Source organism: Nocardia ignorata NBRC 108230 (assembly GCF_001612905.1).
GTDB classification, from domain to species: domain Bacteria; phylum Actinomycetota; class Actinomycetes; order Mycobacteriales; family Mycobacteriaceae; genus Nocardia; species Nocardia ignorata.
Map to the genome: position 1 here is coordinate 90613 of NZ_BDBI01000028.1, position 23596 is coordinate 114208.

A 23596-nucleotide genomic window follows, 5' to 3' on the forward strand; every position below is an offset into this window, starting at 1 on the left:
CACTCATCCGCCGCACAGTCGTCTGATCTCCTCGTCCGGATACGGTGTGCGCCGAGTCGTCTGCTGGAACGCGCGCATGAACGTCGACATCGTGGCGGCGACCGGTGCGTGCCGGGTGATGATTGCGGCGGCTCCGTCCGGAATTCCTGTCGCGGGTTCGCCCTCGGCGATGTCGCGCACCATCGCGAGGCGCTTGTCCCGGTCTTCCCGGCGGAGTCCGTACAGCGCGGTGAGCAGCCAGTTCACCAGGTAGGTAGCGGTGAAACCGCGGTCGTAGCTTTGGTTCCGGGCGAAGAACGCGGCTTCGTGCGGTGCGAGGTCGAACCCGGAGGCGAGCGCGAGGCCGTAGTCGGCGAAGTAGAGGCGTCGGCCGTCGGTGAGGATGTTGTGGAAGTGCGCGTCGAGGTGCAGCAGTCCACGGCTGTTCATGAACGCGGTGCTGTCGGCCAGTTCCCGTTCCACCATGGCGCAGGCCTGATCGGTGGCGTCCGCGCCTGCCTCGATCCGGGCGTCGAGCCACTCGTGCAGGGTGTGTGGGATGTACTCCAGGAAGAGCGCGATGCTCGCCGAAGAGTCCCGGACAGCTTCGATCCGTCGACGTACCTGCGGCCGGTCGTTCCAGTAGGCGACGACGCGATCGATGTCGGCGAGCTCGTCCGGCAGTGGGGTGGCGTCGGGCAGCACCCGCCAGTGGTACATCAACGGGAAGCCCTCGTGTTCGGCGGCCAGCACCCAGTTCGTCGTCATGATGTGCACGGCGAGCTCGCGCCAGGCCCCGAACCCCGCCCCACCGATGAGGCCGACGCCGTAGTGGTAGAACTGCGGCAGATCGAACAGATTCGCCGTTGACCGGACGTGCTCCGGCTGCCGTTCCAGGTCGGTGAGTGGCACCCGCTTCACGAAAACCGGTGTCCCGGCAACCTCGAGCAGCGCGGACTTCCCGCCGATTCCGGTGCCGATCGGCGTGGCCGCGTCGACGAGTTCGCGCAAGGCGTGATCGCTGTGCAGGGCGAGGGCGGTGGCGACAGCACTGTGAGCGTCGAGGCGGGCCGGGCGCGACATGTCCGGGTGCTCATCCACTTGGTTGCCCGTGGTTCGCCCGGCTCGATGTGAGAAGTCCCCGCCCATCCCGCGAGCGTACCGATGGCCTTCCGATCAGCGTCGCGGTCCGCCTGTGTGCTGGAAGGTCGTGTGCGACAGTGGGGTGTGAGCAGGCGGGTGCCGGGGAATCTTCCGGTGGAGGTGACCAGCTTTGTGGGGCGCGACGATGATGTCGCCGCGGCCAGGAAGCTGCTCGGGGGGCACGGTTGCTCACGTTGACCGGAGCGGGTGGGGTCGGCAAGACGCGGTTGAGCATGCGGGTGGGGGAGGTGGCTCGGCGGGCGTTTCCCGACGGGGTGTGGCTGGTGGAGCTGGCGCATGTGAACGATCCGGGTCTGGTCGCGTCGACGGTGGCACGCGAGCTCGGATTGCGTGACGACATCAGTGCTCCGCTCACCGCCCTCACCGAGCACCTGGCCGACGCCGATCTCCTGCTGATCTTGGACAACTGCGAGCACGTGATCGACGCGTGCGCCGTGCTCGCGGACCGGCTGGTCCCGGCGACCACCGGCCTGCGGATCCTCGCGATCAGCCGCGAACCGCTCGGCGTCCCCGGCGAGCAGATAGCGACGACCGACAGTCCTCCTTCAACGCACCAGGCGCAGGCTGGTGGTGGCGAGGCCGACGCTGAGCCGCTGGCCCCAGCCCAGGCGTAGTGCGTCGTGCTCGATGCCGTCGCCGAAGGCCACCAGTCCGTCGGACTCCACGTCGATGTGCAGGCTTTCGCCGGTGATCTCGCCTTCGGTGTGCGCGATCCCGGTGGCCGGTGACGGCCACGCCTCCCGGACGAACCAGACGAGTCTGCGCTCGGTGGGATGAGGAAGGGCGACAGGGCTTTTCCGTTCGCGGTGAGCCGACAGGCACCAGCCTGTCGCACCCGTACCGCTGCCCACGAGGATGCCCGACGATGCCTGGCGCTCGTCACGCAGGCGGTACCGGCTGGTCTGGTGGCTCGGATGGCCGATGTAGATCTCGTTGAGCGCGCGCAGGGTCGCGCCGTCGTCTGTTCTCGCCTCGACCATCGTGCGGTCCTCGGTGCTACCGGTGCTGTGCAGGAGTTCGGTCGCGTCGGCGGGGGAGTGCTCGGCGAGCACACCGGGTTCCGGGCTGATGCCGATGACGGGCTGGCCGTCGAGATACTTGGCCACATTGGCGACCAGCCCGTCCTGTCCGACGATCACCACGATGTCCTCGGGGGCGAACAGGAACCGCGACAGGTCTTCCCGCTCGACCGTGCCGCGCCGCCAGTCGAGCGGAATGGCCGCACTGACCTCGGCGATCGCCGCGCGGGTCCGCCGGTCGCGTTCCACCACCTCATCGAGCGACCTGCCACGCGAGTTCAGGAAGAACTCCACCTGCCCGCGCGTCCCGTGCCGCGCCAGCAGCTCCGACAGCTCGGTTCGCCTGTGCACCAGTACGATTCGCGGCGCCAGGCTCATCGGGTGAACCGTTGCAGGATCGGCGCGATCATGTCCGGCGTCAGGGTGAGGCTGCCGATCTCCGGCAGGTTGCCCGCGAGTTCTTTCGCCGCCAACGCGTACAGCGTCTCCCGCGGGACATCCCGGTAGGCATCCAGGCGCGCCTTCTCGCCGGCCGCCTCGGCCTCGGCGAGCTTGCGGATCCCGTCGGCCTTGGCGTCGACGGCGATCCGGTCGGCTCTGGCCTGACTCTCGGCCTTCTCCAGCGCGTTCGCGCCGCGCTGGACCACCAGGAGCTCCTCCCGTTTCGCCAGCTCGATCTGGTTCTGCAGTTCGTTCTCGCTGATCGCGCGCTCGCGTTCGACGGCGAGCGCGCGCCGTTCGTAGGTCGCCCGGTCCGCTTCCTGCTGGACCTTCTCGCGGACCGTGGTCTGGAGCGCCTTCTCCATCTCCGCGTCGGGGCGGATCGCGACCACGCGGACGTCGATGATCTCCAGCCCGATGTGGGCCGCGGTCAGATTGCGGGTGGCTTCCTTGACCTTTTCGACGCCGGTGCGGATGGCGGTCTCGAGATCGAGTGTGGCGAGCACCTCGAGGGCGTGTTGCTGGGTGTTCTCGGTGAGGGTGTTGGCGATCTGGCTCAGCGGGTCCTGGCGCCAGGTCCCCGTGTCGGGGTCGATCGAGAAGTCGATCCGGCTCGTCGTCGTCGCGGGATCGGTGCAGCGGTAGGTGACGGTCAGCTGGACCGTGACGTCCTGGTGGTCGCGCGTGCGGGCGTGGAAGAGCATCGGCAGCTCCCGGTCGTCCACCGGAACCTCGCTGAGCACCGCCGTGCTCGGGCGGAACCAGAAGCTCAGCCCTGTGCCGTCGTGCAGGAGCTTGCCCTTGCGGACGTGCCTGACGTGCACTGTCGGGGCTCCCCTGAGGTGCCGAAGTCCCGGGTAGCTGCTGATGTCGGCCATCGCCTTCTCCTTCGTTATAGTCATAATGACCATAACAGGACCGGCGGCAGCCGTCGAGGGCTGTGTGTGATCCGGGAATCTGCGCACAGCCCTTACGGTTCCGGCCGTCGTCAGGCCAGGGCGGCGGTGATCTTGGCAGCCATCGCGGTCACCGCGGGCGTGGGGTCCTTCTTGGTGTGGGTGGCGGCCTGGACGGCGACGAGGACGGTGTCGTGGAAGTTGTCGGCCTCGGCGGGGTCATGGGCGGCGAGCAGTTCCATCGCGGCCGTCAGGGCAGGCAGGACATGATCGGCGAACTCGGCGACAGTCTTGCCCGGCAGATGGATATCGCGCGACTTGGCCGAGAGCACATGCCCGACAAGCCCGGTCGCCGAGGTGAGCGCGGTGGTGCCCTGGGAGACGGCCTTGTGCGGCGCGCCCGCGGCGGCAATGAGCGAGACTGCGCCGTAGGCGGCGGTGCGCAGGGTGGCCTTGTCCTGGTCGGTCAGGGAAGCGGTGGTGATCATGTCGTGTTCCTCGTTTTCGCTTGTGGCCCCGCCCTTTTCGGCGGGCCCGCTTTGTTCGATGAACACACTCTGTCGGCCGTCCCTGACACGAGCCTGACGCCCTCCTGACACCTCCGCTGACATGGTCCGCCCGCGCGGATCACCACGAGCATCGAAGACAGCGGCTACCGTGATCCTGTTCGGCAGTTGTCGAAGAAGGGGGATGGGGATGCGCGTATTTCAGGTATGGCTTCATGTGTTCGGCGTTGCCGTGGTCGGTATCGCGTTGGCGCACTTGCTGTTCGGTCAGTCGACCTACATCGGTGGCGGCGAGGTCAATGCCACCATGGAGTCGGATCTGCGTTTCTACAGCGTGCTCTTCGCCGCGTACGGCGCGGCGTTCGTCTGGGCGGCGGCAGATATCGTCGGACGCGCCAGGGTGATCGACGTGCTCGGGCTGTTGTTCTTTCTCGGTGGGCTGGCCAGGATCCTGGCATGGGCCGTTGCCGGCGCGCCACACGGGTTCTACGTCCTGATGATTCCCGTCGAATTGCTGGTTCCGGTGGCGCACGGGGTTCTCGTGCGGCGTTTCGAACGTGCAGCGAACCCGGTTCCCGCATAGGTCTCGGCCGCAAGCGCCGCGCACGGCGGAATGTGTCGGGCTCGCGGCATCGTCACCGGGGCATCGTGGTCGGGCCGGTGGGCGCGATCGTTGTGCCGGTGTCGGGCGCGGCCGGGCTGTCCGGCGCCGGTTCGTTGCCGTAGAAGACCGGCAGCATGGCTTTGGCCAGGACCAGGGCCGAGCCCTCGCCCGAGGGCACTGTCGCGAGGTTCGTGGCGACCACGATCGTGAGGTCCGAGGCGGGGTCGTGTCCCATGAAGGTCATGTATCCGGGGATCTGACCGTCGTGGCCGAACAGATGCTTGCCGAATCGGACGATGCCGAGTCCGTAGCCGGCGACGTCGGGGGCGGCGGGGTCGATGGGTTGGATGCTGTCCATCCGGATTCGCTGCTGCTGCTCGTCGAGCATGTCGCCCTCGACGAGTGCCCGCACGTACGTCGCCATATCGCCTGCCGTCGCGATCGCGGCACCGGCGGTCCACGTCCACGACGGGCTCGCGTCGGTGGCGTTGCCGGGTCGCAGCGTGCCCGCGAGGGCGGCGGCCTGCTCCTCGGGTGGCAGGGCGAACGTGTCGATGGTGGAGACATTGGTGCCGAACGCGTACCCCTGCGGGTGCGGGTCGGGGATCGAGTTGTCCGTCGCGGCGGGCATCGAGGTGTGCTGCAGGCCGAGCGGTTCGAAGATCCGCTTCTGGAAATTCTCGGCGGCCGATATCTGCGTGACCTTCTCGATGACGAGTCCGAGCAGGATCGTATTGGTGTTGCTGTACTCGAATTTCTCCCCCGGCGCGAAATTCGCCGGATGGGAGAAGGCGATCGCGAGCATCTCCTCGGGCGTCCACACTTTGTCCGGGTCGCTGTCCAGTGTGGCATTGAATTCCGGGTCGAACGTGTAACTGTATAGCCCACTGCGCATTTCGGAGAGCTGTGCGATGGTGATCTGGTCCCCGTTCGGTACTCCCGGCCAGTATTTGCCGATCGGGTCCTCGAGCGCGAGCTTGCCCTCCTGCACCAGTTGCAGAATGACCGTCGAGGTCATGGTCTTGGTGTTGCTGCCGATCCGGAAGTAGTCGTCCGCCGACAGGGGATCGTCGGCACCGATGACGCGGGTGCCGAACGTCTCGGTCCAGTCGCCTTCCTTCGGCGATTTGACGACAACGACAGCTCCGGGAATGACGTTGTCCTTCATGAGCTGGGTGATCATCGGTCGGAGGGTGGCCGCGTACGCGGGTTCGGCCTGTGCACCGGCCGATGTGCCGGTGGTATCGCCACCGGAATCCGACGACGTTCCGCAGGCCGTGGCGATGAACAAACTCACGGTCGCGGCAAACACTGCGAAACTCGTCCGGTGACCCATGATTCTCCGATCAGCGTGTGCTCGGGAGGGGTGTTTCGCGCTGTGCAATCCAACTCTGCTCCGTGTGAACCGAGGAAGCAATCAAGACCCGGTAACAGTGGAATGGCGCGCGACCAGCGTCGTAACGCGTATTCTCACCGCCCGGTTCCTCTGAGTCGAACGCGCTTATCGAGTCGGCCCCGGGCGGCGAACGCCTCTCGGAAAAAGACTGTCCCACAATCTCGCCGGGGTGCGTTCGGGGTCCATCAGTTCGCTTTCGGCCAGCGGGCTGTCCTCGTCGGCGACCGTTTCGGGCTCGAATCGGATCAGCGTCCGGCCTTCGCCGCGCAGCGCTTCGACGGTGCGGACGAGCGAGGACGTTTCGGCGAGGGTGGCGTCGAACTTGGCGGGGTCGGTGTCGAGGTGTTCGCAGAGCAGGCGGCGGCGGATGCCGAGAATGGTTTCGCGCAGGACCTCGCCGTCGGGTGTGGTGGGCGTGACCTCGACGGCGAGGTCGCACTCGGTGTCGAAACCCATCGACCGGTTGTTGAGGTTCGACGACCCGACCCGAAGCAGGCGGTCGTCCACCACCAGCACCTTGGCATGGACGTAGATGGGCGCACCGTCGGCGGTGACGGGGTAGTACACACCGAGCCGCTGCTCGGTGTCGGCTTTCCACAGCAGATGCAGCAGGCGTCGGCGGGCACCGTCCATGGCCAGTTGCTCGAGCCAGCCGTCGGCGTGCCGGGGGAGGACCAGCACGATCTCCGGCCCGTCCGGTTCGCGCAGGCGGGCGGCGATCGCCTCGGCGAGGGTGCGCGAAGCCAGGTACTGGCTCTCGATGTACAGCGAACGGGTCGCGCCCGCGATCGCCGCGAGATACAGCGCCTCGATCTCGCGGACCTCGGCGCGGTCGGCGAGTTCGGGAAGGGTCCGGGCGATCCCCACGTCCACGGACCGCATCGTCGGCTCCAGACCCGCCGGCCACGGCGTGTCTCCGGCGATTTCGTCGATCGGTGCCAGTTCCTGCCCGGTCGCCGCCTTCCACCTGGCTCTGGCCAGTTCGCCGATCGCCTTCGCGGCGGCGCCGTCCACCGCGGTGGTCGCGTCGTGCCACGGGCCGTAGCGGCGGCCGTTCGGTGCGGTTCGGTAGGCGTTGTCGTCGCGGTGGTCGCTGGTGTCCCAGCGGTCCACGGTCATGTCGATGCCGCCGCAGAACGCGAGCTGGTCATCGATCACGATGATCTTCTGATGATGCGCCGAGCCGATCGGATGCGCGCCGTCCATCTCGAAGTGCAGCCGCCGGTCGGTGAGCCAGTTGGCGACGAAGATCGGTGTCATCCCCCGGCCGATCGCGGCGAACGCGCCGACATTCCACTTCAGCAGATAGATGTCGAGGTCCGGCCGTTGTTTCGGCAGCCACGACAGGAATTTGCCCAGCCGGTCCGGCCCGTCCAGGGTCTTCCCCTGTGGTTCGAACTTGATCCGGGTGTCGAAGTCCCAGCCGATCAGAACGATGCGTTTGCGCGCCCGCAGCATCGCGGATTTGGCGTAGCGGAAGTAGTCGGCCGCGTCGATGATGCAGGCCAGGCGGTCGGCTCGGGCGATCTGCCAGCAGGTCTGGCCGGGGGTGAGGATGTGCGGCACGTCGTTCATCTGTGGTCAGCCCCCTCGTCCAGCACACGTTCGGCGCAAGTGAACGATACTTGCCGGACGCCGGGGGCTGACGCGTCAGGACCGCCGATTCCCGGCCAGGATCTCGTCGATCTCGTCGAGGCGGGTTTGGATGAGCGCCTTCTCTTCCCGCGCCTCGACGTATTCCTCACCGTCCGCGGCGCTTCCGACGTGCTGGACGCGTTCGATCGACTCGCTCAACTTCGCTCGTCTGTCGAGCAGTTCCGCGCGTTCTTCGCGTAAACGGGTCGAATCGGCGTCGGCCGATGTCATGGCGACCTCCTCATAGGTTCGGCTTGGTCAGGTGTTCGGCGTCTGCTCGGCCTGGTCGTCCGCGGTCCGCGCCCGCTTACGGTCCGGGTCGAGCCGGTCCGCGCGTTCCCACTCCTTGTCCAGCTCGGCTCGTGAATCCGCGGCGTCGCTGTGGTGCACCTGGGCCTGCTGAGCGAGCTGTTCGGCCTGCGCGGCCTTGGCGTCCGCTTCGGCCTGCACCGCACGGCTCCTGGCGGCGAGCTCCTCCGCCCGCGCCTCCCGCTGCCCGACCTCGAGTTCCTGCCCCGCCACTCGTTCCCGGATTCCGGCCGCTTCGACCCGGTGGTGTTCACGCCGCTTACGCAGCAGCGCCGCGACGACGCCGGCCAACACGGCGACTATCAGAACAGCGACGACGATCGTCACGATCCAACTGGTGGTGCTCATGGGTCTACTCCTCGCATCCCGCCCCTTTTGTCCTTACTGCACCGGACTACCCAGCCTGCGAAAGACAAACGACCGTCGGTGGCATGGAAGGGGCGGGACGGGGCCGCTACCTCACGAAATCGCGTACTCCTTCGTACACCTGTGCCGAGGACAGCAGGGGGAGATGGCCGAGGCAGGCCGTGCGGGTGTTGGTGGCGCCGTTGAGGATTGTGCTCTCATCCGGGTTGATGATCTCGTCGCACGGTGACCACCAGGTCCCGTAGTTCACCCGGCCCGGTGTTTCGTCGCCGCTGTTGAGGTCGGTGAGGAAGGCCGAACCGGCCCGCATCTCCACACAGGAGACGTCGTAACAACTGTTGCTGGTGTCGGTGCCGTGATTGGGTCCGCCGAGGGAGACCCAGTCGTCGACGAGGTCGAGGCCGCCCAGATTCCTGAGGTACCAGCGGCTGTTGAGTCCGCCCATCGAGTGCGTGACGATGTCGACCTTCGCGGCGCCGGTTCGCGCCCGCAACGCGTCGGCCTGCGCCTGCACCTGCACCGCGATGTCCTTGTTCGACTGGGTGCTGTCGTAGGTGAACCGCGCCAGCCGATCGGTGGAGTACCCGTCGTTCAGGAACCGGCCCCACATGTAGTCCCAGTTCGCGGCCGAACCCCGCCACCCGTGGACGAAGAGGATCGGATCTCGTGCGGGCGCGGCGGCGGCGGGTGGCGCTACCGCGCAGAACGCGGCGGCGGTTGTGACAACGGCGATCGCGGCCACCCGAAGGCGGTGCGACAGAGACAAGGCGAACATCAATCGACTCCGATCTGCTCGTTGAGCGGCGAGCAGACAGAAGGTAGCGCTGCGAGGCATTCACCTCGGGCAGATTCCGAGAATTCGCGCCAGCCCCCACAATTGGGGGCGGCGCGGTGTTCGCCGGGAGGTAGCGCTCAGATGACGCCGAGTGCCAGCATCGCGTCGGCGACCTGGATGAAGCCACCGATATTGGCGCCTGCTTGATAGTTGCCCGGAACGCCGTATTCGTCGGCGGTGGCCAGGCAGCGATCGTGGATGCCGCGCATGATCTCGGCCAGGCGCTCCTCGGTGTGCTCGAAGCTCCACGAGTCGCGCGAGGCATTCTGCTGCATCTCGAGCGCGCTGGTCGCGACGCCGCCCGCGTTGGCCGCCTTGCCGGGCGCGAAGATCACCCCCGCCTCGTTGAACAACCGCACCGCCTCCGGCCTGCACGGCATATTGGCTCCCTCGGCGACGATGCGGCAGCCGTTCGCGACGAGTTTGCCCGCTGCGGCGCCGTCGAGTTCGTTCTGGGTCGCGCACGGCAGCGCGATATCGCAGGGCACCTCCCACAGCGAACCACCCGCGACGAATCGCGCGGCACCACCACGTTTTTCGGCGTAGTCGGCGATCCGGCCGCGCTGTACTTCTTTGATCTCCTTGAGCAGTTCGAGATCGATGCCCTGCTCGTCGACGACGTAACCGCTGGAATCGGAGCAGGCCACCACGATGCCGCCGAGCTGGTGGACCTTCTCGATCGCGTAGATCGCGACATTGCCCGAACCCGACACAACCACCTTCTGGCCTTCCATGGATCGGCCTGCGGCGGAAAGGATTTCGTCGACGAAGAATACCGCTCCGTAGCCGGTGGCTTCCCGGCGCACCTGCGAACCGCCCCAGGTCAGGCCCTTGCCGGTGAGTACCCCGGACTCGTATCGGTTGGTGATGCGCTTGTACTGACCGAACAGGTAGCCGATTTCGCGGCCGCCCACTCCGGTGTCGCCGGCGGGGACGTCGGTGTGTTCACCGAGATGCCGGTAGAGCTCGGTCATGAACGCCTGACAGAACCGCATCACCTCGCCCTCCGAGCGGCCCTTCGGGTCGAAGTCCGAGCCGCCCTTACCGCCACCGATGGGAAGTCCGGTCAGCGAGTTCTTGAAGATCTGCTCGAACCCCAGGAACTTCACGATGCCCAGATAGACCGAAGGATGGAAGCGGAGTCCGCCCTTGTACGGGCCGAGCGCGGAATTGAACTCCACCCGGAAGCCACGATTGATCTGCACGGTGCCGGAATCGTCGACCCACGGCACCCGGAAGATGATCTGCCGTTCGGGCTCGCACAAGCGACGGATCACAGCGGCGTCCGCGTATTGCGGGTGTTTGGCGACGACGGGACCGAGACTGTCGAGAACCTCGTGTACTGCCTGGTGGAACTCGGATTCCCCGGGATTGCGGCGCAATACCTCGTCGTAGATGCCGCTCAGCTTCGCGTCCAGGACAGCCACCCGTGGACTCCTTGTCGTCGTCGTTGCCACCGTGGCCGGACGACATACGCGCACGCGGCCATTTCCTCACAGGCTAGCCGGGCCGGTCGTGAGGTCTGGACCACGTACGCCGCGTGGCCGACGGCGGGCTCAACGGCGTCGGCGCGCACGGCTCCCGAAAAGTTTGTCCAGCCACGACTTTCGGCCGTCCGTGCGTGAGCGCAAAGCGGCATCGGCGATGTCGGCGAGATCCTCGGCGAGTGCCCGTGCCTCCGCGGTCACATCGCGCCGGGCTCCGTCGGCGACGCGGCTGATTCCGCGCCCGCGGACGGTGGCGGCCGCCCGGGCTTCCTGGGCGAACTCGGTGACCGTGCGCAGGTCCTTTCGCACCTGCTCGCGCCACGCACTGACCGAATCTGTGTAACGAGACCCCATGGTCCGCCCTGCCTGTCATATTTGAGTGAACAGTTGTGCACCGACATGCTCAGAGTATCCGGTAACGCTGGTACCGGCAACCGTCATGCCGGGCTGGTGCGGGAGGGTCTGAGCGGCCTTATGCGCTGCGCATCGCGCGGTAGACCGCCGAGCCGACGAAGGCGCCCAGATCATCCGGATTCCACTCGTCCGGGTTGGTGAACAGGGTCCGGACCGCACTTTCCGCCGCCGAGACCCAGAGCTCCACCAGTGCGGGGAGTTTGCGCTCGGCGTCCTCGACCCCCCAGGCGTGCAAGGTCGGGCGCAGCAGCGCCGTGCAGCGTTCGACGGCCAGCCGTCGGCCGCGCCCGAAGGAGCCGGCGACCGCGGGATCGGGATTGCCGTAGATCAGCCGCCAGGCATCGGGCCGTTCGGACGCCTTGTGCAGCAGGGCGCGGAACCCCTCGACGAAGACCGTCTCGTCGGCGTTCGTGGTGCGCGGCGGCAGCAGGTCGAGCACACCGGAGATCAGGAAGGTCTCCTCGCGCTGGATCAGTGCGTCGATCAGTTCGACCCGGTCCGGGAAGCAGGCGTAGACCACCGGGCGGGTCACCTTCATGTAATCGGCGACCGCGCCCATCGTGACCGCCGCGACGCCGTGGTCGGCGGCGATGGCCAGCGCCGCGTCGAGCACCTGGGGTCTGCGCCGCTCGGGGCCGAGATGTGCGGCCCGCCCTCGCCGCTGCACTGCCGTCTCGCTACCCATGCGCACACAATAGCAACCCGGCCACTGTTCCTACATCGCTGTATGAAAATGCTACAGTACTGAATGAACCGTCCGACCGTGCCGGACGCCCGCAGGAGGAGCCGTGATGCCCCGAGATCTCTTCAACCCGAACACCGCCGACTTCGCGCAGTTCGACCCGGAGACGCGCAGGTTGCTGCGCGCGACGGTCGACTGGTTCGAGTCGCGGGGCAAGAGCAGGCTGCTCGACGACGACCGGGCCCGCGTCTGGCCGTCGGAGTTCCTCGATTTCGTGAAGAAGGAGCGCTTGTTCGCGACCTTCCTCACCCCGGCGGCCGAGGCGGGCGGTGACCCGAACAAGCGCTGGGACACCGCGCGCAACGCCATGTTGAGCCAGATCTTCGGCTTCTACGGCATGACCTACTGGTACATCTGGCAGGTCACCATCCTGGGTCTCGGGCCGATCTGGCAGAGCGACAACACCGTCGCCAAGCAGAAAGCGGCCGCGCAGCTCGAGGCCGGAGAGATCTTCGCGTTCGGCCTGTCGGAGAAGGAACACGGCGCCGACGTGTACTCCACCGACATGATCGTCGACCCCCAGCCCGACGGCGGATACACCGCGACCGGCGGCAAGTACTACATCGGCAACGGCAACCTGGCCTCGATGGTCTCGGTATTCGGCCGTCGCTCGGACAAGCCGATCATCGACAGCGCCGCGGCCATGCGGGGTAAACCGACGCAGGAGGATTACGAGGGGTATCTCTTCTTCGTCGCGGACTCCCAGCACGAGGCGTACAAGCTGCGCAAGAACGTCGTCAACAGCCAGATCTATGTCGCCGCGTTCGAGCTCGAGAACTATCCCGTCGCCGAGGAAGACATCCTGCACCGCGGGGAGGATGCCTTCCACGCGGCGATGAACACGGTCAACGTGGGCAAGTTCAACCTCGGCTTCGGCGCGATCGGCGCCTGCGAGCACTCCTTCTACGAGGCGATCGACCACGCCGAGAACCGGATTCTGTTCGGTCACCGAGTCACCGAGTTCCCGCAGGTTCGAGCCCTGATCACCGATTCCTACGCGCGGATCGCCGCGATGAAGCTCTACAGCGCTCGCGCGGTGGACTACATGCGTTCGGCCTCACCGGAGGATCGGCGCTACCTGCTGTTCAACGCCATCGAGAAGATGTCGGTGACCCGCCAGGGGCAGCGCGTGATCGAGGACCTCGCCGATGTGATCGCCGCGCGCGGGTTCGAGAACGACATGTACTTCCCGGTCGCGATGACGGCCATGTTCGGGCTCCCGAGGCTGGAGGGCACCGTCCACGTCAACATGGCACTGTCGCTGAAGTTCATGGCCAACTACATGTTCCACCCGGCCGATGCCGGTCTGGCCGCGATGCGATCGCTGCCCGGTGTCGCGGTGGCGCCCACGGTCGCCACCCGCGCCGCCGCCGGTGCGCTGTCCTGGACGAGTCGCAAGCTCACTCCGCGTCTCGGCTCGATCGTGAAACCGCTCGGCGCCGAATTAGCTTGCGCCGCTTACGAACCGGTACCGACACGGCACGACGCCGCCGACGACGAGTTCCTGTTCCGGCAGGGACCGAGCAGTGGCCTCGGCCGGATCCGCTTCGCCGACTGGCGTCCGGTCTTCGAGAGCTTCCGTGACGTGCCGAATGTCGCGGTGTTCCTCGAGCAGGTCCTCGCGCTGCAGGCACTGCTCGCCGTCGCCGCTCCGACGCCGTCGCAGCAGAAAGACGTCGACTTCCTGTTCGCCTTCGGTGAGCTGGTTCACGGCGGTGCCCTACGCGCAGCTGGTACTGGAGCAGGCGGTGATCGAGGGCACCGACCCCGCGGTCATCGACCAGATCTTCGACGGCTTCGTCCGCGGCTTCTCCACGAACGCCCTTGCCCTGCACAACAAGCCGACCGCCACCGCGGTCCAGCAACGCCGGGCACTCGACCTGGTGCGCCGCCCCACCTTCGACAAGGCCCGCTTCGAGCGTGTGCTGGGCAAGGCGCGCGGACTGGCCGGGACCTACGAGATGAAGGCCTGACCCGGCACGCGTCGACTTCAGCCCGCCGAACCGGTGAACGGCCAGGGGATGCCCGGGCCGGTGCCGGATCCGGTCGACAGGTCGGCGCCGTCGGAGCCCGGACGATGGATGCGGACGGTGACCGGAGCCGTGCCGTCGGCCTCCACGGTGACGACACGAGCACCTGTCGGTGAGGTGACACGACCGTTGGTGACCTCGACCTCGTACCCATCCGAATAGGCCAGGTCGGAGACATAGATCTCGGTGGGCGCCGATGCGGCTCGTGGGCGGAACCGGTATGCGAAATCACCGTTGCCGGAGTCGTAGACCAAAGCCTCGGGCGTCCCAGCGGTGGCACGTGGGTAGGTGCGCACCAGTTCGCGGCCCAGGTCACCGCGGAACGGATCGCCGTCACCGGCGCTGTAATGCCAGTAGTGCCAGCCGACGAACCGTTCGTCGGCGCGAATCGTGGTGTTGCGCAACACCGTCGGGTCGCCGTCACCGAATTCGGTGATCATGGTCGGGATATCGGTGCGAGCGGTGAACGAATCGATGTTGGACCAGGTCTTGTCCTGCTGCACCGGGCACACCGCGCGCAGGTCCTCCGGCAGGTCGAGGTAGATGGCGAGCTGGCTCGGGATGCAGTAGTCGTGCGGTGCGAACACGATGTCGGAGCTGGTGATCGGCGGATTCTTGCCGAGGTGACTCGGCATCGTCTCGTTCCAGGTGACATTGGGCTCCCAGAACACCGGCACCGTGGCATTGCGGGCCCGGACGGCATCGGTCAGTCGCTGCAGGGCGCGTTGATAGGTGGCGTCGAAGCCGGGGCAGCCGTCGGGAAAACAGGTGAGAAACGGTGTGCCCGGCCAGGGTTCGTTGAGCAGCTCGATGCCGAGCACGCCCGCGCGCCCGTTCATCCGTTCGGCCAGCGCACCGAGCGCGGTACCGAGGTGGTCGAGGACGCCGTAGGTGTTGTTCCACACCTCGTCCCAGCCGAGGTTCATGCTCGGCATGAGATAATACAGCGGAAAACCGGGGTTGGGTTCGTCGGCGTGCGGCCGAGCCCGGATGGACCAGGCCGGAAAACCGTTGCCGCCCCAGATGTTCGACAGTCCGTCCTGGTGATTGTCGAGCAGGGTGTAGATGCCGTGCGCGGCCAAGGTGTCCACGACGTCTTCGACGCGATCGAGGTAGGCGGTGTCGATCACGCCCTCGGTCGGCATCAAGCCCTCGAACGACACCCCGAAGCGAACCGTGTTGAACCCGTGCCGGGCGAGCACCGCCGCGGACTCGTCGGTGAGGGTGAAATTGTCGCCGGGCATCAGGAAGGGTGCGCGCTTGTCGACATTGTTCACCCCGTGCAGCAGCACGGTGCGGCCGAATCCGTCGACCAGCTCGGCGCCCTCGGCACGCAGCGGTGTCAGCTCCGAACCGGGTTGCGCCGCGACCGGAGTGCTCCCGGCCACCCCGATTCCGGCGACCAGCGCGATCGTTGTCATCCACCGCACGGCCCGTCCACCGCGTCTTGCTGTCTCGATCATCCGCGTCCCTCAGACTCCCGCAGTTGGTCGCACGCCCATTTGAACGTGCGACCAGTTCTGTTGGCGAGTGAACATAGCGGGTGACTATCGGAGTGGTCAAGGTAACACCTGTGAAAACGCTTGAAGCGGAGTCGATCTCAGGTGGGGGACGGAGTCCTGGGTTTCGCGCAGGACGGTTTCGAGGCGGCATGGCACGCCGGCCTGGCCGATCAGGTAGGTGCGGACCGGTGGGGTAGCGGTTACGATCTGGAATCGTGTTCGATAAATCGCCGGCGCGCAAAGCGTCCGCTCGACCGGCCCCGGTGCAGCGCCGCGGAGTCGAGCGGGTGCAGGCCATCCTCGAGGCGGCTGAAACGCTGCTGCGGGAGCAGGGGTACGAGGCCGCCACGTTGAAGGCGATCAGTGAACGGACCGGCATCCCACTGGCCTCGATGTATCACTACTTCGCTGATCGCAACCACGTGGATGTCGAGCTGGTGCGCAGGCACGCGGAGCGATTGGACAGCCGGATCGCCGACGCGCTCGAGCATGCGGCCCCGGGGAGTCTGAGCCAGGCCGTCGGCGGAATCGTCGATATTCTGGTCGGGTATTGCCGGGAGTTCCCCGACTTCGTCGAACTCTGGTACTTCGGGCGCTCCCCGGCGATCGGCGAGGTGGCCAAGGCCTTCGACGCGGAACTGGCCGAGCGGTTCTGGCGCTACCTGATCGACCGGAACTTCCTCGACGCCGATACTTCCCAGCTCGCCGTCGAGCTCGCTTTCGAAGCCGGTAGCCGACTGTTCGACGTGGCATTCCGTCGGTCGGCGGGGGGTGACGAGTCCACCATCGCCGAGTTGAAGCGACTGGTCACGGCATACCTCGGCACCTACGCGCCGCAGGACTGACCACGGCGGCCGCAGGTCTGAGATCGGCCTTACTGCCGGTTGACAGCGCGGCGACTCGCTCCTAAACTCGAATTAGATTCGACTTCGATAACGAGGCGAAGTGGGATCACCGCGATGCAGGCTCCTGCTCGGTGCAACGGCGCACCGGGAAGGCCGACGACGTCCGTTGAGAGCCTGCCCGCACAGTCGCCCGACGAGCAGACAGTGATGGTGGCCGAGGTGAGCCGATTCGATTTCTCCGGCCGGACGGTCGTCATCACCGGTGGCATGCGGGGAATCGCTTCGGCTGCGGCACAGGCGATTTCCCGAGCAGGCGGCAATGTCGTGCTGGCCTTACCCGGTCGGGACGCCGCGAACGCGGCCGCGGCCGCAGTCGGAGGCAACGCTGTCGGCGTGGCCGTCGGTGCCGTCGATCAGGAAGCAGCGCAACGATGTGTGGAATCGGCGATCGACCGTTTCGGTAGCGTCGACATCCTGGTCAACACGTCGGGCGCCGACCATGCCCGCGGCCGGCTCGTCGATCAGGACTACCTGAGATTCACCAAAACCCTCGGCGTGAACCTGTGGGCGCCGATCCTGTGGACCTCACTCGTGGCGCGCGCGTGGATGAGCGAGCACGGCGGCGTAGTGATCAACACGGTCGGTGGGGCGGGCTCCGGCCTGTACAGCGCGGCACATGCCGCACTGATCCATGTCACGGGACAATTGGCGGCCGAGCTCTCACCGGCCGTACGGGTCAACGCCGTCGCGCTCGGCGGTGGACTCGCCGGGGCGACCACCACACCGCCACCGTCCGGCGAGCCGGACGACCCCGGCGAAATCATCGCCCACCTCGCCTCGGACGCGCAGCGATGGGTGACGGGCGAGACCTTGGTCGTCGACAGAGGTGCGTCGACCGGCCTCGTCCGCGCAGTCTGAACATACGATGCGGCAGGGCGGGTCGGCACTGCCACGCACGGCCTCCCTCCAGCCGGAGTGAAGGAGTCGTCCCTGTGCACAGCCCGAGGGTGATCGCGAGCCGGGTCCTCGAGGCGGGCCTGGTGGTGCTCGGCGTTGCCGCGCTGTGGGCCGGTGAGCCGCGCGGATGGTTGCTCGGCTGGGGGCTTCTCGCCACCGTGTACATCGGTGCGTGGCTGGTTCTGTTGCTGCGGAACCGCCACGCCGACGACCCCGCCGAGTGGATGGACGCGATTCCCGACAGCTGGACGGCACTGGTCTTGACAGTGGTCACGAGCACCGTCGGTTTGGCCACGGTGCTCTCGATCGTCGCAGGCGACGCGGGCGACGACCACGCGGTGCCCACCGACATCATCGCGGTCGTTGTGGCCCTGCTGGCCTGGTTCCTGCTGCACCTCGGTTTCGCCGAACAGTACGCCCGCACCTACCACCGGCGGCTCCCGGAACAACCGCTGTCGTTCCCCGACACCCCGCGCCCGAATCTGCTGGACTTCGCCTATTTCTCCTTCACCATCGGTGTCTCGTTCGCGGTCTCCGACGTCAACACGCGAACCCGGTCCATCCGGGCGCAAGTGCTGCTCCACTCGGTGATCGGGTTCTTCTACAACGTCGCGGTGATCGGCGTCGCGGTCGACGTGGTGAAAGGTGGATGGTGAACCGGGGTCAGTCGGCCAAGACGTAAGTGCCGGGCGCGACGCCGAGCGGCCGGAACTCGGCGCTGCCGAGCATGGCCGAGGCAGGTTTGTCCGGCCCGGAACGGTCGCCGAGCCACGCGGCGTAGTCGGGCCACCACGACCCCTGCACGGTCGCCGCCGCGCCGCGCCAGTCCGCGGGATCGAGCGAGGTGTCCTCGGACACCTGGTAATTGGACTTGCGGTTGCCGGGCGGGTTGACCAGCGCGGCGATGTGACCGTTGGTCGACAGGACGAAACGCACCTTGCCGCCGAGCAGTTGGGCACTGCGGTAGCAATTGGCCCAGGGGCAGATGTGGTCCGCCGAGCCGGCCACGACATAGGAGTCGACGGTGATCTCGTTCAGTTCGATGGGGGTGCCGAGCACCGTGACCGCGCCCGCGGTGGCCAGCTTGTTGTGCAGTGCGGCTTCGATGAAGTCACGATGCAGCGCGGCGGGCATCCGGGTGGTGTCGGCGTTCCAGAACAGGATGTCGAACTTGGGCGGGGTCTTCCCTTGCAGATAGTTGTTGACCCAGTAGTTCCAGACCAGATCGGACGGTCGCAACCAGGCGAAGACTTCCGCGAGAGCGCGGCCGTCCAGGTATCCCTTGTGCTGCGACCGGGCGATCGCGGCACGAGCGACACCTTCGTCGATGAGTGAGCCCGCCATGCCTCCCCGGTGCTGGTCGATCATGGTGACCAGCAGGTTGAGGCTGGCGAGTTTGCCGAGACCGCCGGTCCGGGCGCGGTGCGCGGCCGCCATGCAGGCGATCAGGCCACCCGAGCAGGCCGCCATCGTGTGCACGGATCCGGCACCCGCGATCCGGTCGACCACACCGAACGCCTCGATCACGGCTTCGGCATAGGCGTCGATACCCCAATCACGATGGCGTTCATCGGGATTGCGCCACGAGATCATGAACACCTGCTGGCCTTGTCCGACGAGGTACTCGACCAGGCTGCGGCCGGGCGCCAGATCGAGGACGTAGTACTTGTTGATGGTCGGCGGAACGATCAGCAGCGGCACCGCACGCACGGTCTCGGTCTGCGGCAGATACTGGATCAGCTCGAACATCTCTGTCCGGTACACGACCGCGCCGGGGGTGATACCGAGATCGACACCCACCCGGAACGCGTCCGGCTCGACCATCGCGGGGATCCGGGGCGAGCCGGCGAAGTCCCGCAGCAGATTGCGCGGCCCCGAGACCGCGTTGGCGCCTTTGGTGGCGAAGAACGTCTTCCACGCGACGGGGCTGATCAGTGGATTGTTGCTCGGCGCGGCGGCTTCGAGGATGTTCGAGAGGACGAACTTCATCCGCTGGGCATCGCGCCACTCCAGCGGCGCGTCCTCGAGGAGCCCCTCGGCCAGTTCGTCCGCGGCCAGATAGGCCTGCACGACGCGCTTCAGTAGCGGGTTCTGCGACCACTCCGGGTCACTGAATCGCCGGTCTTTCGGCTGCGGTGCGAGCTGCGATGTGCCCATGACGATCCGGCCGAGTTCGTCGACGAGTGCCCCGACCCTGCGCTTGACCCGGTCGGGGCGTTTGGCCAGCGCATCGAGGAACCGAACCCCCGAGTCGCCGGGCAGCCACCGGTTCACGGGCCGCAATGCGGCCTCGCTCAGCAGCTGATCGAGAGGCGCGACGAACTCCGGGGTCTCACTCGTCGTCCGGCGCTCAGGCGAATCGACGGCCGCGTGTTCGGCGTTTTCCTTGGGTTTCGTACCGGAATTGATGATGGCGTCTCCACTCCTGTCGGCCGCGCGGGCACAGTCCGCGCAGCGGGTGTCTGGTCGCTCCCGCGTCGATCTGCTTGCCAGATCTGGTGCGGTGGTCGACGACCGAGAGGAGGGTCTTGTCGCTATCCGGTGGCGAACGCACGATGACCCGCATCTCAGTGCGGCCACCGTGCCGAACGCGTGCTCACAGATTCGCGCATCGGGCCGGTCCAGCCAATGTCGGCGCCGACACCAGATCCGGCGCGACTGTGTCGGCACGCACACTCTGCTCTGCCGGATACGATGTGCCGCGCGGCCCGTGGATAACCTGTCGAGGTGCCTACTTCGAGTCTCGCTCAGCCGGTGGCCGAACTCGCCGCCGACCTGCTCGAGCAGATCGATACGCTGGCCGACCAGCTGCTCGTCCGGATTCTCGAGCAGATCGAGATCTATCGCACGGCGGGCATCGTCGACCGGGACGAATTGCGAGCCTCGCTGATAGCCAATATGAATCAGATCCTCGAACGGTTGAGTGGTGAACGCGGGGTCGACCTCTCGGCTCCGCGCGACATCGGTCGCGCCCGGGCCGCACAGGACATGCCGCTGCCGGAGGTGTTGCGCGCCTATCGCCTCGGCTTCGCGTTCGTGTGGGAGCGATTGCTGGCCGCCGCCCGCGTCTCGGGGCGCAAGTCGGTGGACGCGCTGCTCGATACCGCCACGGCGATCTGGGAGCTGGCCGACGACTTCTCCCTCGCGCTGACCGAGTCGTACCGGCAGGCGATGAGCGAACGCATGATCGAGGCGGACCGCAGGCGATCCGGCATCATCTCGGCGATCCTCGACGGGCCGGCTTCCGGTTCGCTCAGCGCCTGGGAGGTCGCGAAACTTCTCGACTTGCCTTACGAGGGAACCTTTCTCGTGGTCGTCGCGGAGGTGACCGGCGCGCATTCCGCGGCCCTGCCGCAGCTCGAGGACCGCCTCCGGCGGCTCGATGTGGGGTCGGCGTGGCGATCCCAGCCGCAACACGAGATCGGCGTGCTCTCACTGGGCAACAGCCGTGACCCGCAGGTGGTGCTCGCCGAGGTCGCGCAGGTGGCCCTCGGACGTGTCGGAGTGAGTCCGGTGTTCCACCGCCTCGACGGGGCCGCCCGGGCATTGCGGCTGGCCCAGGTCGCCCTCGAAACGCTGTCGCCCGGCACCAAGGGCATCCGCGGGCTCGACGACGAGCCGCATATCGATCTCCTCGTGCGCGACCGGGAGACGACTCGCCGATTCGTAGTGCGCGTGCTGCACGGTGTGCTCGCCCTGCCCGACTACGACCGGACGACGCTGCTGGCCACCGCGACCGCGTGGATCGACGCGCGTGGCTCGGCGGCCAATGCGGGCCGGGAACTCTACTGCCATCCCAACACGGTTCGGCAACGCATCCGCCGCCTCGAGGAACGCCTCGGCGGCTCGCTCGACGACCCGCGGGTGCTGAGCGATCTCACCATCGCGCTGCAGGCGATCCGCACGTTCCCGGAGCTCGGCAACCGACTCGACTCCTGAGTCCCAACCTGAAGGAGGTCGCGTGGCCGAGGTCGAGACCGTTCGGGAATTGCGGATCAACGGGCGACGATGGCGTGTCGCGGTGCGTGCGGGGCAGGGGCGCCCACTGCTCATGTGCAACGGCATCGGGGCGAGGCTCGAGCTGCTCGAGCCCTTCCTCGATCGGCTCGACCCGGCGATCCCGGTGATCCGTTTCGATGTGCCCGGAATCGGCGGTTCCGAAATGCCGCGCCTGCCTTACAATTTCGCGACTCTGGCCTGCGCGCTCGGCGATGTCCTCGACGAACTCGGCTACCCGGAGACCGACGTGCTCGGCATCTCGTGGGGTGGTGGTCTCGCGCAGCAATTCGCCTTCCAGAACCCCCGGCGATGCCGGCGCCTGGTGCTCGTCGCCACGGCGACCGGCATGCTGATGGTTCCGGCGCATCCTCGGGTGCTGAGCAAGATGATCACCCCGCGCCGGTACCGCGATCGCGCCTACGCGGCCGCGATCGCCGCGACGATCTACGGGGGCCGCCTGCGTGCGGAACCCGCGCTCGCCCAGGAGATCCTGCATCACCATGCGGGTCGCGCTCCCGGTCCGGGTTACGCGCTGCAGCTGCTCGCGGGCGCAGGCTGGACCAGCCTGCCGTTCCTGCCGCTGATCCGCCAGCCCACGCTGATCCTCGCCGGCGACGACGACCCCATCGTGCCGGTGATCAACGCGAAAACCATGCACCGACTGATGCCCGACTCCGCCCTGCACATCTACCCCGACGGCCATCTCGGGCTCGTCACCCGCGCCGACGACCTCGGACCGCGCGTCGCCGAGTTCCTCCGCCCCGAACCCGAGTAGATACGACCCGGATAATTTTCACAACAACTGTTGTGTGAACGCATAGTTCTCACTACAGTGATGCACGCCACCTCGACACGGAAAGCGGTCGACGGTATTTCCGGCAGCCCCATTTCTGAAATGGCTGGCGGTCCAGTACGTGCAAAGGAGATTTGATCATCATGATTTCTCGTTGGACTCGGGTCCGAACCGGTCGCTGTGCCGCAGTCGCCGGACTGTCCGGAATCGGCGTGGTAGCTATCGGTGTGCTGATGCCGACCGCGGCGACCGCGGATACGTTCGTGCCGCTGCCGGACGGGTCGAAGGCGGGCCCGGGAGTGACGCTGACCCGCACCGGCGAACACGCGATCGTCTCGCCTTCCATGGCGGCCAATGGCGCTGGACGGGTGGTCTGGGTCTCGGGTAACGCGATCGCCGATGTCACCGCGACACCGGAGGGTGAAGTAGGCCCGACGAATGGTCCCGCCGGTATTCCGGGTAGCAACAATTCCTCCACGCACGGCGCATCGCAGCTGAACACGGGGTATCTGGTCGGTTGCCAGGTGAGCATCGCCGACGACGCGATCGGTGCCGGGGTGTCCGGTGGCATCTCCACCGGTGGCGTGAGCGCGGGCGGCTCGATCGGGGTGAATCTCGGTCCGGGCGAGGTGAAATTCGTCCAGATCGATTACAAGGACATTCCGCGGTCGGGCCGATACTCGGTGGAATATCAGGACGCCGAGATCGAGATACAAGGCTGTGCGGGGTACGCCCAGGCCCGCGCCTACACGGTGGTCGAGATCATCGGTGACCACTATTCGAAGACAACTCTTTACGGTGCGCCGTTCAGCATCGGCTGAGTCTCGTTTCTCGAATCCGACTACCTGTCTCTCTTTCGCGTCCGCGAAACCGAATCCGAAGGTGTTCCCCCATGTTCAACCGAAAGAATCTCGCGCGCACCAGCGTCGGTGCTGTCGCCGCCCTGGCGCTCGGCCTGCTCGCCACTACCCACGCCGGTGCCGACACATTCGTGCCGCTCCCGGGCGGTGAGATGGTCAAGACCCTCTCCGACGGCACCGTGGTCACGGTCCGGCTCGTCGGCGAATCCGCCAACATCAATCCGTCGCTCGGGTCGACCCCGGCGCACCGTAACGCCTGGGTTTCGGGCACTGCCCAGGTGAAACTCGCGGGTGCGGGTGCGGGTGCCTACGGGCTCATCATTCCCGGTTACACCGTTGGCTGCCAGGTCGATATCGCTGGTGGTGGTGCCGGCGGCGGCGTCGAAGGCGCCTCGGACTGGGAGGGCAACGCCAGTCTCGGTGCCAGTACCAGCGGCGAGTTGTCGCTCGGGCCGGGGCAGGCGAAGTCCTTCTACATCCTCGACCGCGAAAAGGCCGACGACTTCGGCAACGAGTCGCACAAGGTCTACAACGAATTCGCCGGGGGCGCAGGCTCGGTCACTTGGGCCGATCAGACCATCGGCCTGACCGGCTGTGGCGGCTACGCCCAGGCCAGAGCCTTCGTCAGCGTCGAGATCGTCACCGACAGCGTCACCAGTTGGGTAACGCTGTGGGGGCAGCCCTTCAGTCTCGGCTGACGCGGCCCCCGGCTTGACGGCTGTCGAATCGCTGTAGCACCATGAGGTGAACAAGCGCTTAGTTACTAGGAGGCTCGACGTGACCACTGTGTCTGCGCGCAGTACGCCGCTCGGGCTGT

The 23596-nt window shown here is 66.9% G+C and carries 23 protein-coding genes and 1 pseudogene; 10 read left to right on the forward strand and 14 right to left on the reverse strand.

Going from position 1 to position 23596, the window contains the following annotated elements; genetic code table 11:
* Nucleotides 1-3: 3 nt before the first annotated feature.
* Complete coding sequence (locus NI2_RS23200) at nt 4-1080, reverse strand: protein kinase family protein (RefSeq protein WP_243750105.1); 1077 nt, start codon at nt 1078-1080, stop codon at nt 4-6.
* Between the two features lie 236 nt (nt 1081-1316).
* On the opposite strand from NI2_RS23200, the gene NI2_RS33230 reads away from it, so the two are divergent.
* The gene (locus tag NI2_RS33230; RefSeq protein WP_243750104.1) at nt 1317-1757 is read left to right on the forward strand and encodes a hypothetical protein; all 441 of its coding nucleotides are present in this window, start codon (nt 1317-1319) and stop codon (nt 1755-1757) included.
* Here NI2_RS33230 and NI2_RS23210 read toward each other — a convergent pair.
* Genes NI2_RS23210 through NI2_RS23220 form a run of 3 tightly spaced genes read right to left on the reverse strand, consistent with a single transcriptional unit; the run spans nt 1689 to nt 3987 of the window.
* A complete protein-coding gene (locus NI2_RS23210; protein WP_243750103.1) occupies nt 1689-2513 on the reverse strand; it encodes a diacylglycerol kinase catalytic domain-containing protein in 825 nt (274 codons plus the stop codon). The genes NI2_RS33230 and NI2_RS23210 overlap by 69 nt on opposite strands.
* 23 nt (nt 2514-2536) lie before the next feature.
* Nucleotides 2537-3568, reverse strand: coding sequence for an SPFH domain-containing protein (locus NI2_RS23215; RefSeq protein ID WP_255284034.1), 1032 nt, complete (start codon nt 3566-3568; stop codon nt 2537-2539).
* A gap of 23 nt (nt 3569-3591) precedes the next feature.
* Nucleotides 3592-3987 carry a hypothetical protein gene (locus NI2_RS23220; protein ID WP_067494444.1) on the reverse strand — a complete coding sequence of 132 codons (396 nt, stop codon included), beginning with the start codon at nt 3985-3987 and terminating at the stop codon, nt 3592-3594.
* Between the two features lie 169 nt (nt 3988-4156).
* Here NI2_RS23220 and NI2_RS23225 point away from each other — a divergent pair, with 169 nt between their 5' ends.
* A complete protein-coding gene (locus NI2_RS23225; protein WP_307657907.1) occupies nt 4157-4588 on the forward strand; it encodes a DUF4345 domain-containing protein in 432 nt (143 codons plus the stop codon).
* A 52-nt stretch (nt 4589-4640) separates the two neighbouring features.
* Here the strand turns inward: NI2_RS23225 and NI2_RS23230 are convergent, their stop codons facing one another.
* The 8 genes from NI2_RS23230 to NI2_RS23265 all read right to left on the reverse strand — a co-directional run bounded on the left by NI2_RS23230 (nt 4641) and on the right by NI2_RS23265 (nt 11736).
* Nucleotides 4641-5921 (reverse strand): serine hydrolase domain-containing protein, encoded by a 1281-nt coding sequence (locus tag NI2_RS23230; RefSeq protein ID WP_243750102.1) that lies wholly within the window; start codon nt 5919-5921, stop codon nt 4641-4643.
* A 189-nt stretch (nt 5922-6110) separates the two neighbouring features.
* Nucleotides 6111-7580, reverse strand: a complete 1470-nt coding sequence (locus NI2_RS23235) for a phospholipase D-like domain-containing protein (RefSeq protein WP_067494164.1) — start codon at nt 7578-7580, stop codon at nt 6111-6113.
* 75 nt (nt 7581-7655) lie between these two features.
* Nucleotides 7656-7871, reverse strand: coding sequence for a hypothetical protein (locus tag NI2_RS23240; protein WP_067494167.1), 216 nt, complete (start codon nt 7869-7871; stop codon nt 7656-7658).
* A 27-nt stretch (nt 7872-7898) separates the two neighbouring features.
* Nucleotides 7899-8297, reverse strand: a complete 399-nt coding sequence (locus NI2_RS23245; RefSeq protein ID WP_067494170.1) for a hypothetical protein — start codon at nt 8295-8297, stop codon at nt 7899-7901.
* Nucleotides 8298-8403: 106 nt separating this feature from the next.
* Nucleotides 8404-9090, reverse strand: coding sequence for an esterase/lipase family protein (locus NI2_RS23250; RefSeq protein ID WP_067494173.1), 687 nt, complete (start codon nt 9088-9090; stop codon nt 8404-8406).
* Nucleotides 9091-9227: 137 nt separating this feature from the next.
* A complete protein-coding gene (gene gdhA, locus NI2_RS23255; RefSeq protein ID WP_067494176.1) occupies nt 9228-10577 on the reverse strand; it encodes an NADP-specific glutamate dehydrogenase in 1350 nt (449 codons plus the stop codon).
* 129 nt (nt 10578-10706) lie between these two features.
* Nucleotides 10707-10991, reverse strand: coding sequence for a hypothetical protein (locus tag NI2_RS23260; protein WP_133734223.1), 285 nt, complete (start codon nt 10989-10991; stop codon nt 10707-10709).
* Nucleotides 10992-11109: 118 nt separating this feature from the next.
* Complete coding sequence (locus NI2_RS23265) at nt 11110-11736, reverse strand: TetR/AcrR family transcriptional regulator (RefSeq protein ID WP_067494182.1); 627 nt, start codon at nt 11734-11736, stop codon at nt 11110-11112.
* Nucleotides 11737-11842: 106 nt separating this feature from the next.
* On the opposite strand from NI2_RS23265, the gene NI2_RS23270 reads away from it, so the two are divergent.
* Nucleotides 11843-13939: an acyl-CoA dehydrogenase family protein gene (locus tag NI2_RS23270; protein WP_243750101.1), complete on the forward strand. Its 2097-nt coding sequence runs from the start codon at nt 11843-11845 to the stop codon at nt 13937-13939.
* Here the strand turns inward: NI2_RS23270 and NI2_RS23275 are convergent.
* Nucleotides 13820-15286, reverse strand: a pseudogene (locus NI2_RS23275) (endoglycoceramidase I); the annotation flags it as partial. The gene NI2_RS23270 and the pseudogene NI2_RS23275 sit on opposite strands and share 120 nt — an antisense overlap.
* 254 nt (nt 15287-15540) lie before the next feature.
* Between NI2_RS23275 and NI2_RS23280 the strand changes: the two are divergent.
* The 3 genes from NI2_RS23280 to NI2_RS33235 all read left to right on the forward strand — a co-directional run bounded on the left by NI2_RS23280 (nt 15541) and on the right by NI2_RS33235 (nt 17783).
* On the forward strand, nt 15541-16170 hold the full coding sequence (locus tag NI2_RS23280; RefSeq protein WP_067494189.1) for a TetR/AcrR family transcriptional regulator: 630 nt from the start codon (nt 15541-15543) through the stop codon (nt 16168-16170).
* A gap of 207 nt (nt 16171-16377) precedes the next feature.
* On the forward strand, nt 16378-17088 hold the full coding sequence (locus NI2_RS23285; protein ID WP_371852003.1) for an SDR family oxidoreductase: 711 nt from the start codon (nt 16378-16380) through the stop codon (nt 17086-17088).
* Nucleotides 17089-17162: 74 nt separating this feature from the next.
* Nucleotides 17163-17783, forward strand: a complete 621-nt coding sequence (locus tag NI2_RS33235) for a DUF1345 domain-containing protein (protein ID WP_166655824.1) — start codon at nt 17163-17165, stop codon at nt 17781-17783.
* 7 nt (nt 17784-17790) lie between these two features.
* Here NI2_RS33235 and NI2_RS35275 read toward each other — a convergent pair whose 3' ends face one another.
* Nucleotides 17791-19410 (reverse strand): PHA/PHB synthase family protein, encoded by a 1620-nt coding sequence (locus NI2_RS35275; RefSeq protein WP_371852004.1) that lies wholly within the window; start codon nt 19408-19410, stop codon nt 17791-17793.
* Between the two features lie 444 nt (nt 19411-19854).
* On the opposite strand from NI2_RS35275, the gene NI2_RS35280 reads away from it, so the two are divergent.
* From NI2_RS35280 to NI2_RS23315, 4 genes are all read left to right on the forward strand, one after another.
* Nucleotides 19855-21066 carry a PucR family transcriptional regulator gene (locus NI2_RS35280; protein WP_243750099.1) on the forward strand — a complete coding sequence of 404 codons (1212 nt, stop codon included), beginning with the start codon at nt 19855-19857 and terminating at the stop codon, nt 21064-21066.
* A 22-nt stretch (nt 21067-21088) separates the two neighbouring features.
* Nucleotides 21089-21901 (forward strand): poly(3-hydroxyalkanoate) depolymerase, encoded by an 813-nt coding sequence (gene phaZ / locus NI2_RS23305; protein ID WP_067494196.1) that lies wholly within the window; start codon nt 21089-21091, stop codon nt 21899-21901.
* Between the two features lie 161 nt (nt 21902-22062).
* Nucleotides 22063-22740: an MspA family porin gene (locus NI2_RS23310; RefSeq protein ID WP_067494453.1), complete on the forward strand. Its 678-nt coding sequence runs from the start codon at nt 22063-22065 to the stop codon at nt 22738-22740.
* Nucleotides 22741-22811: 71 nt separating this feature from the next.
* A complete protein-coding gene (locus NI2_RS23315) occupies nt 22812-23477 on the forward strand; it encodes an MspA family porin (protein WP_067494200.1) in 666 nt (221 codons plus the stop codon).
* Nucleotides 23478-23596 lie beyond the last annotated feature (119 nt).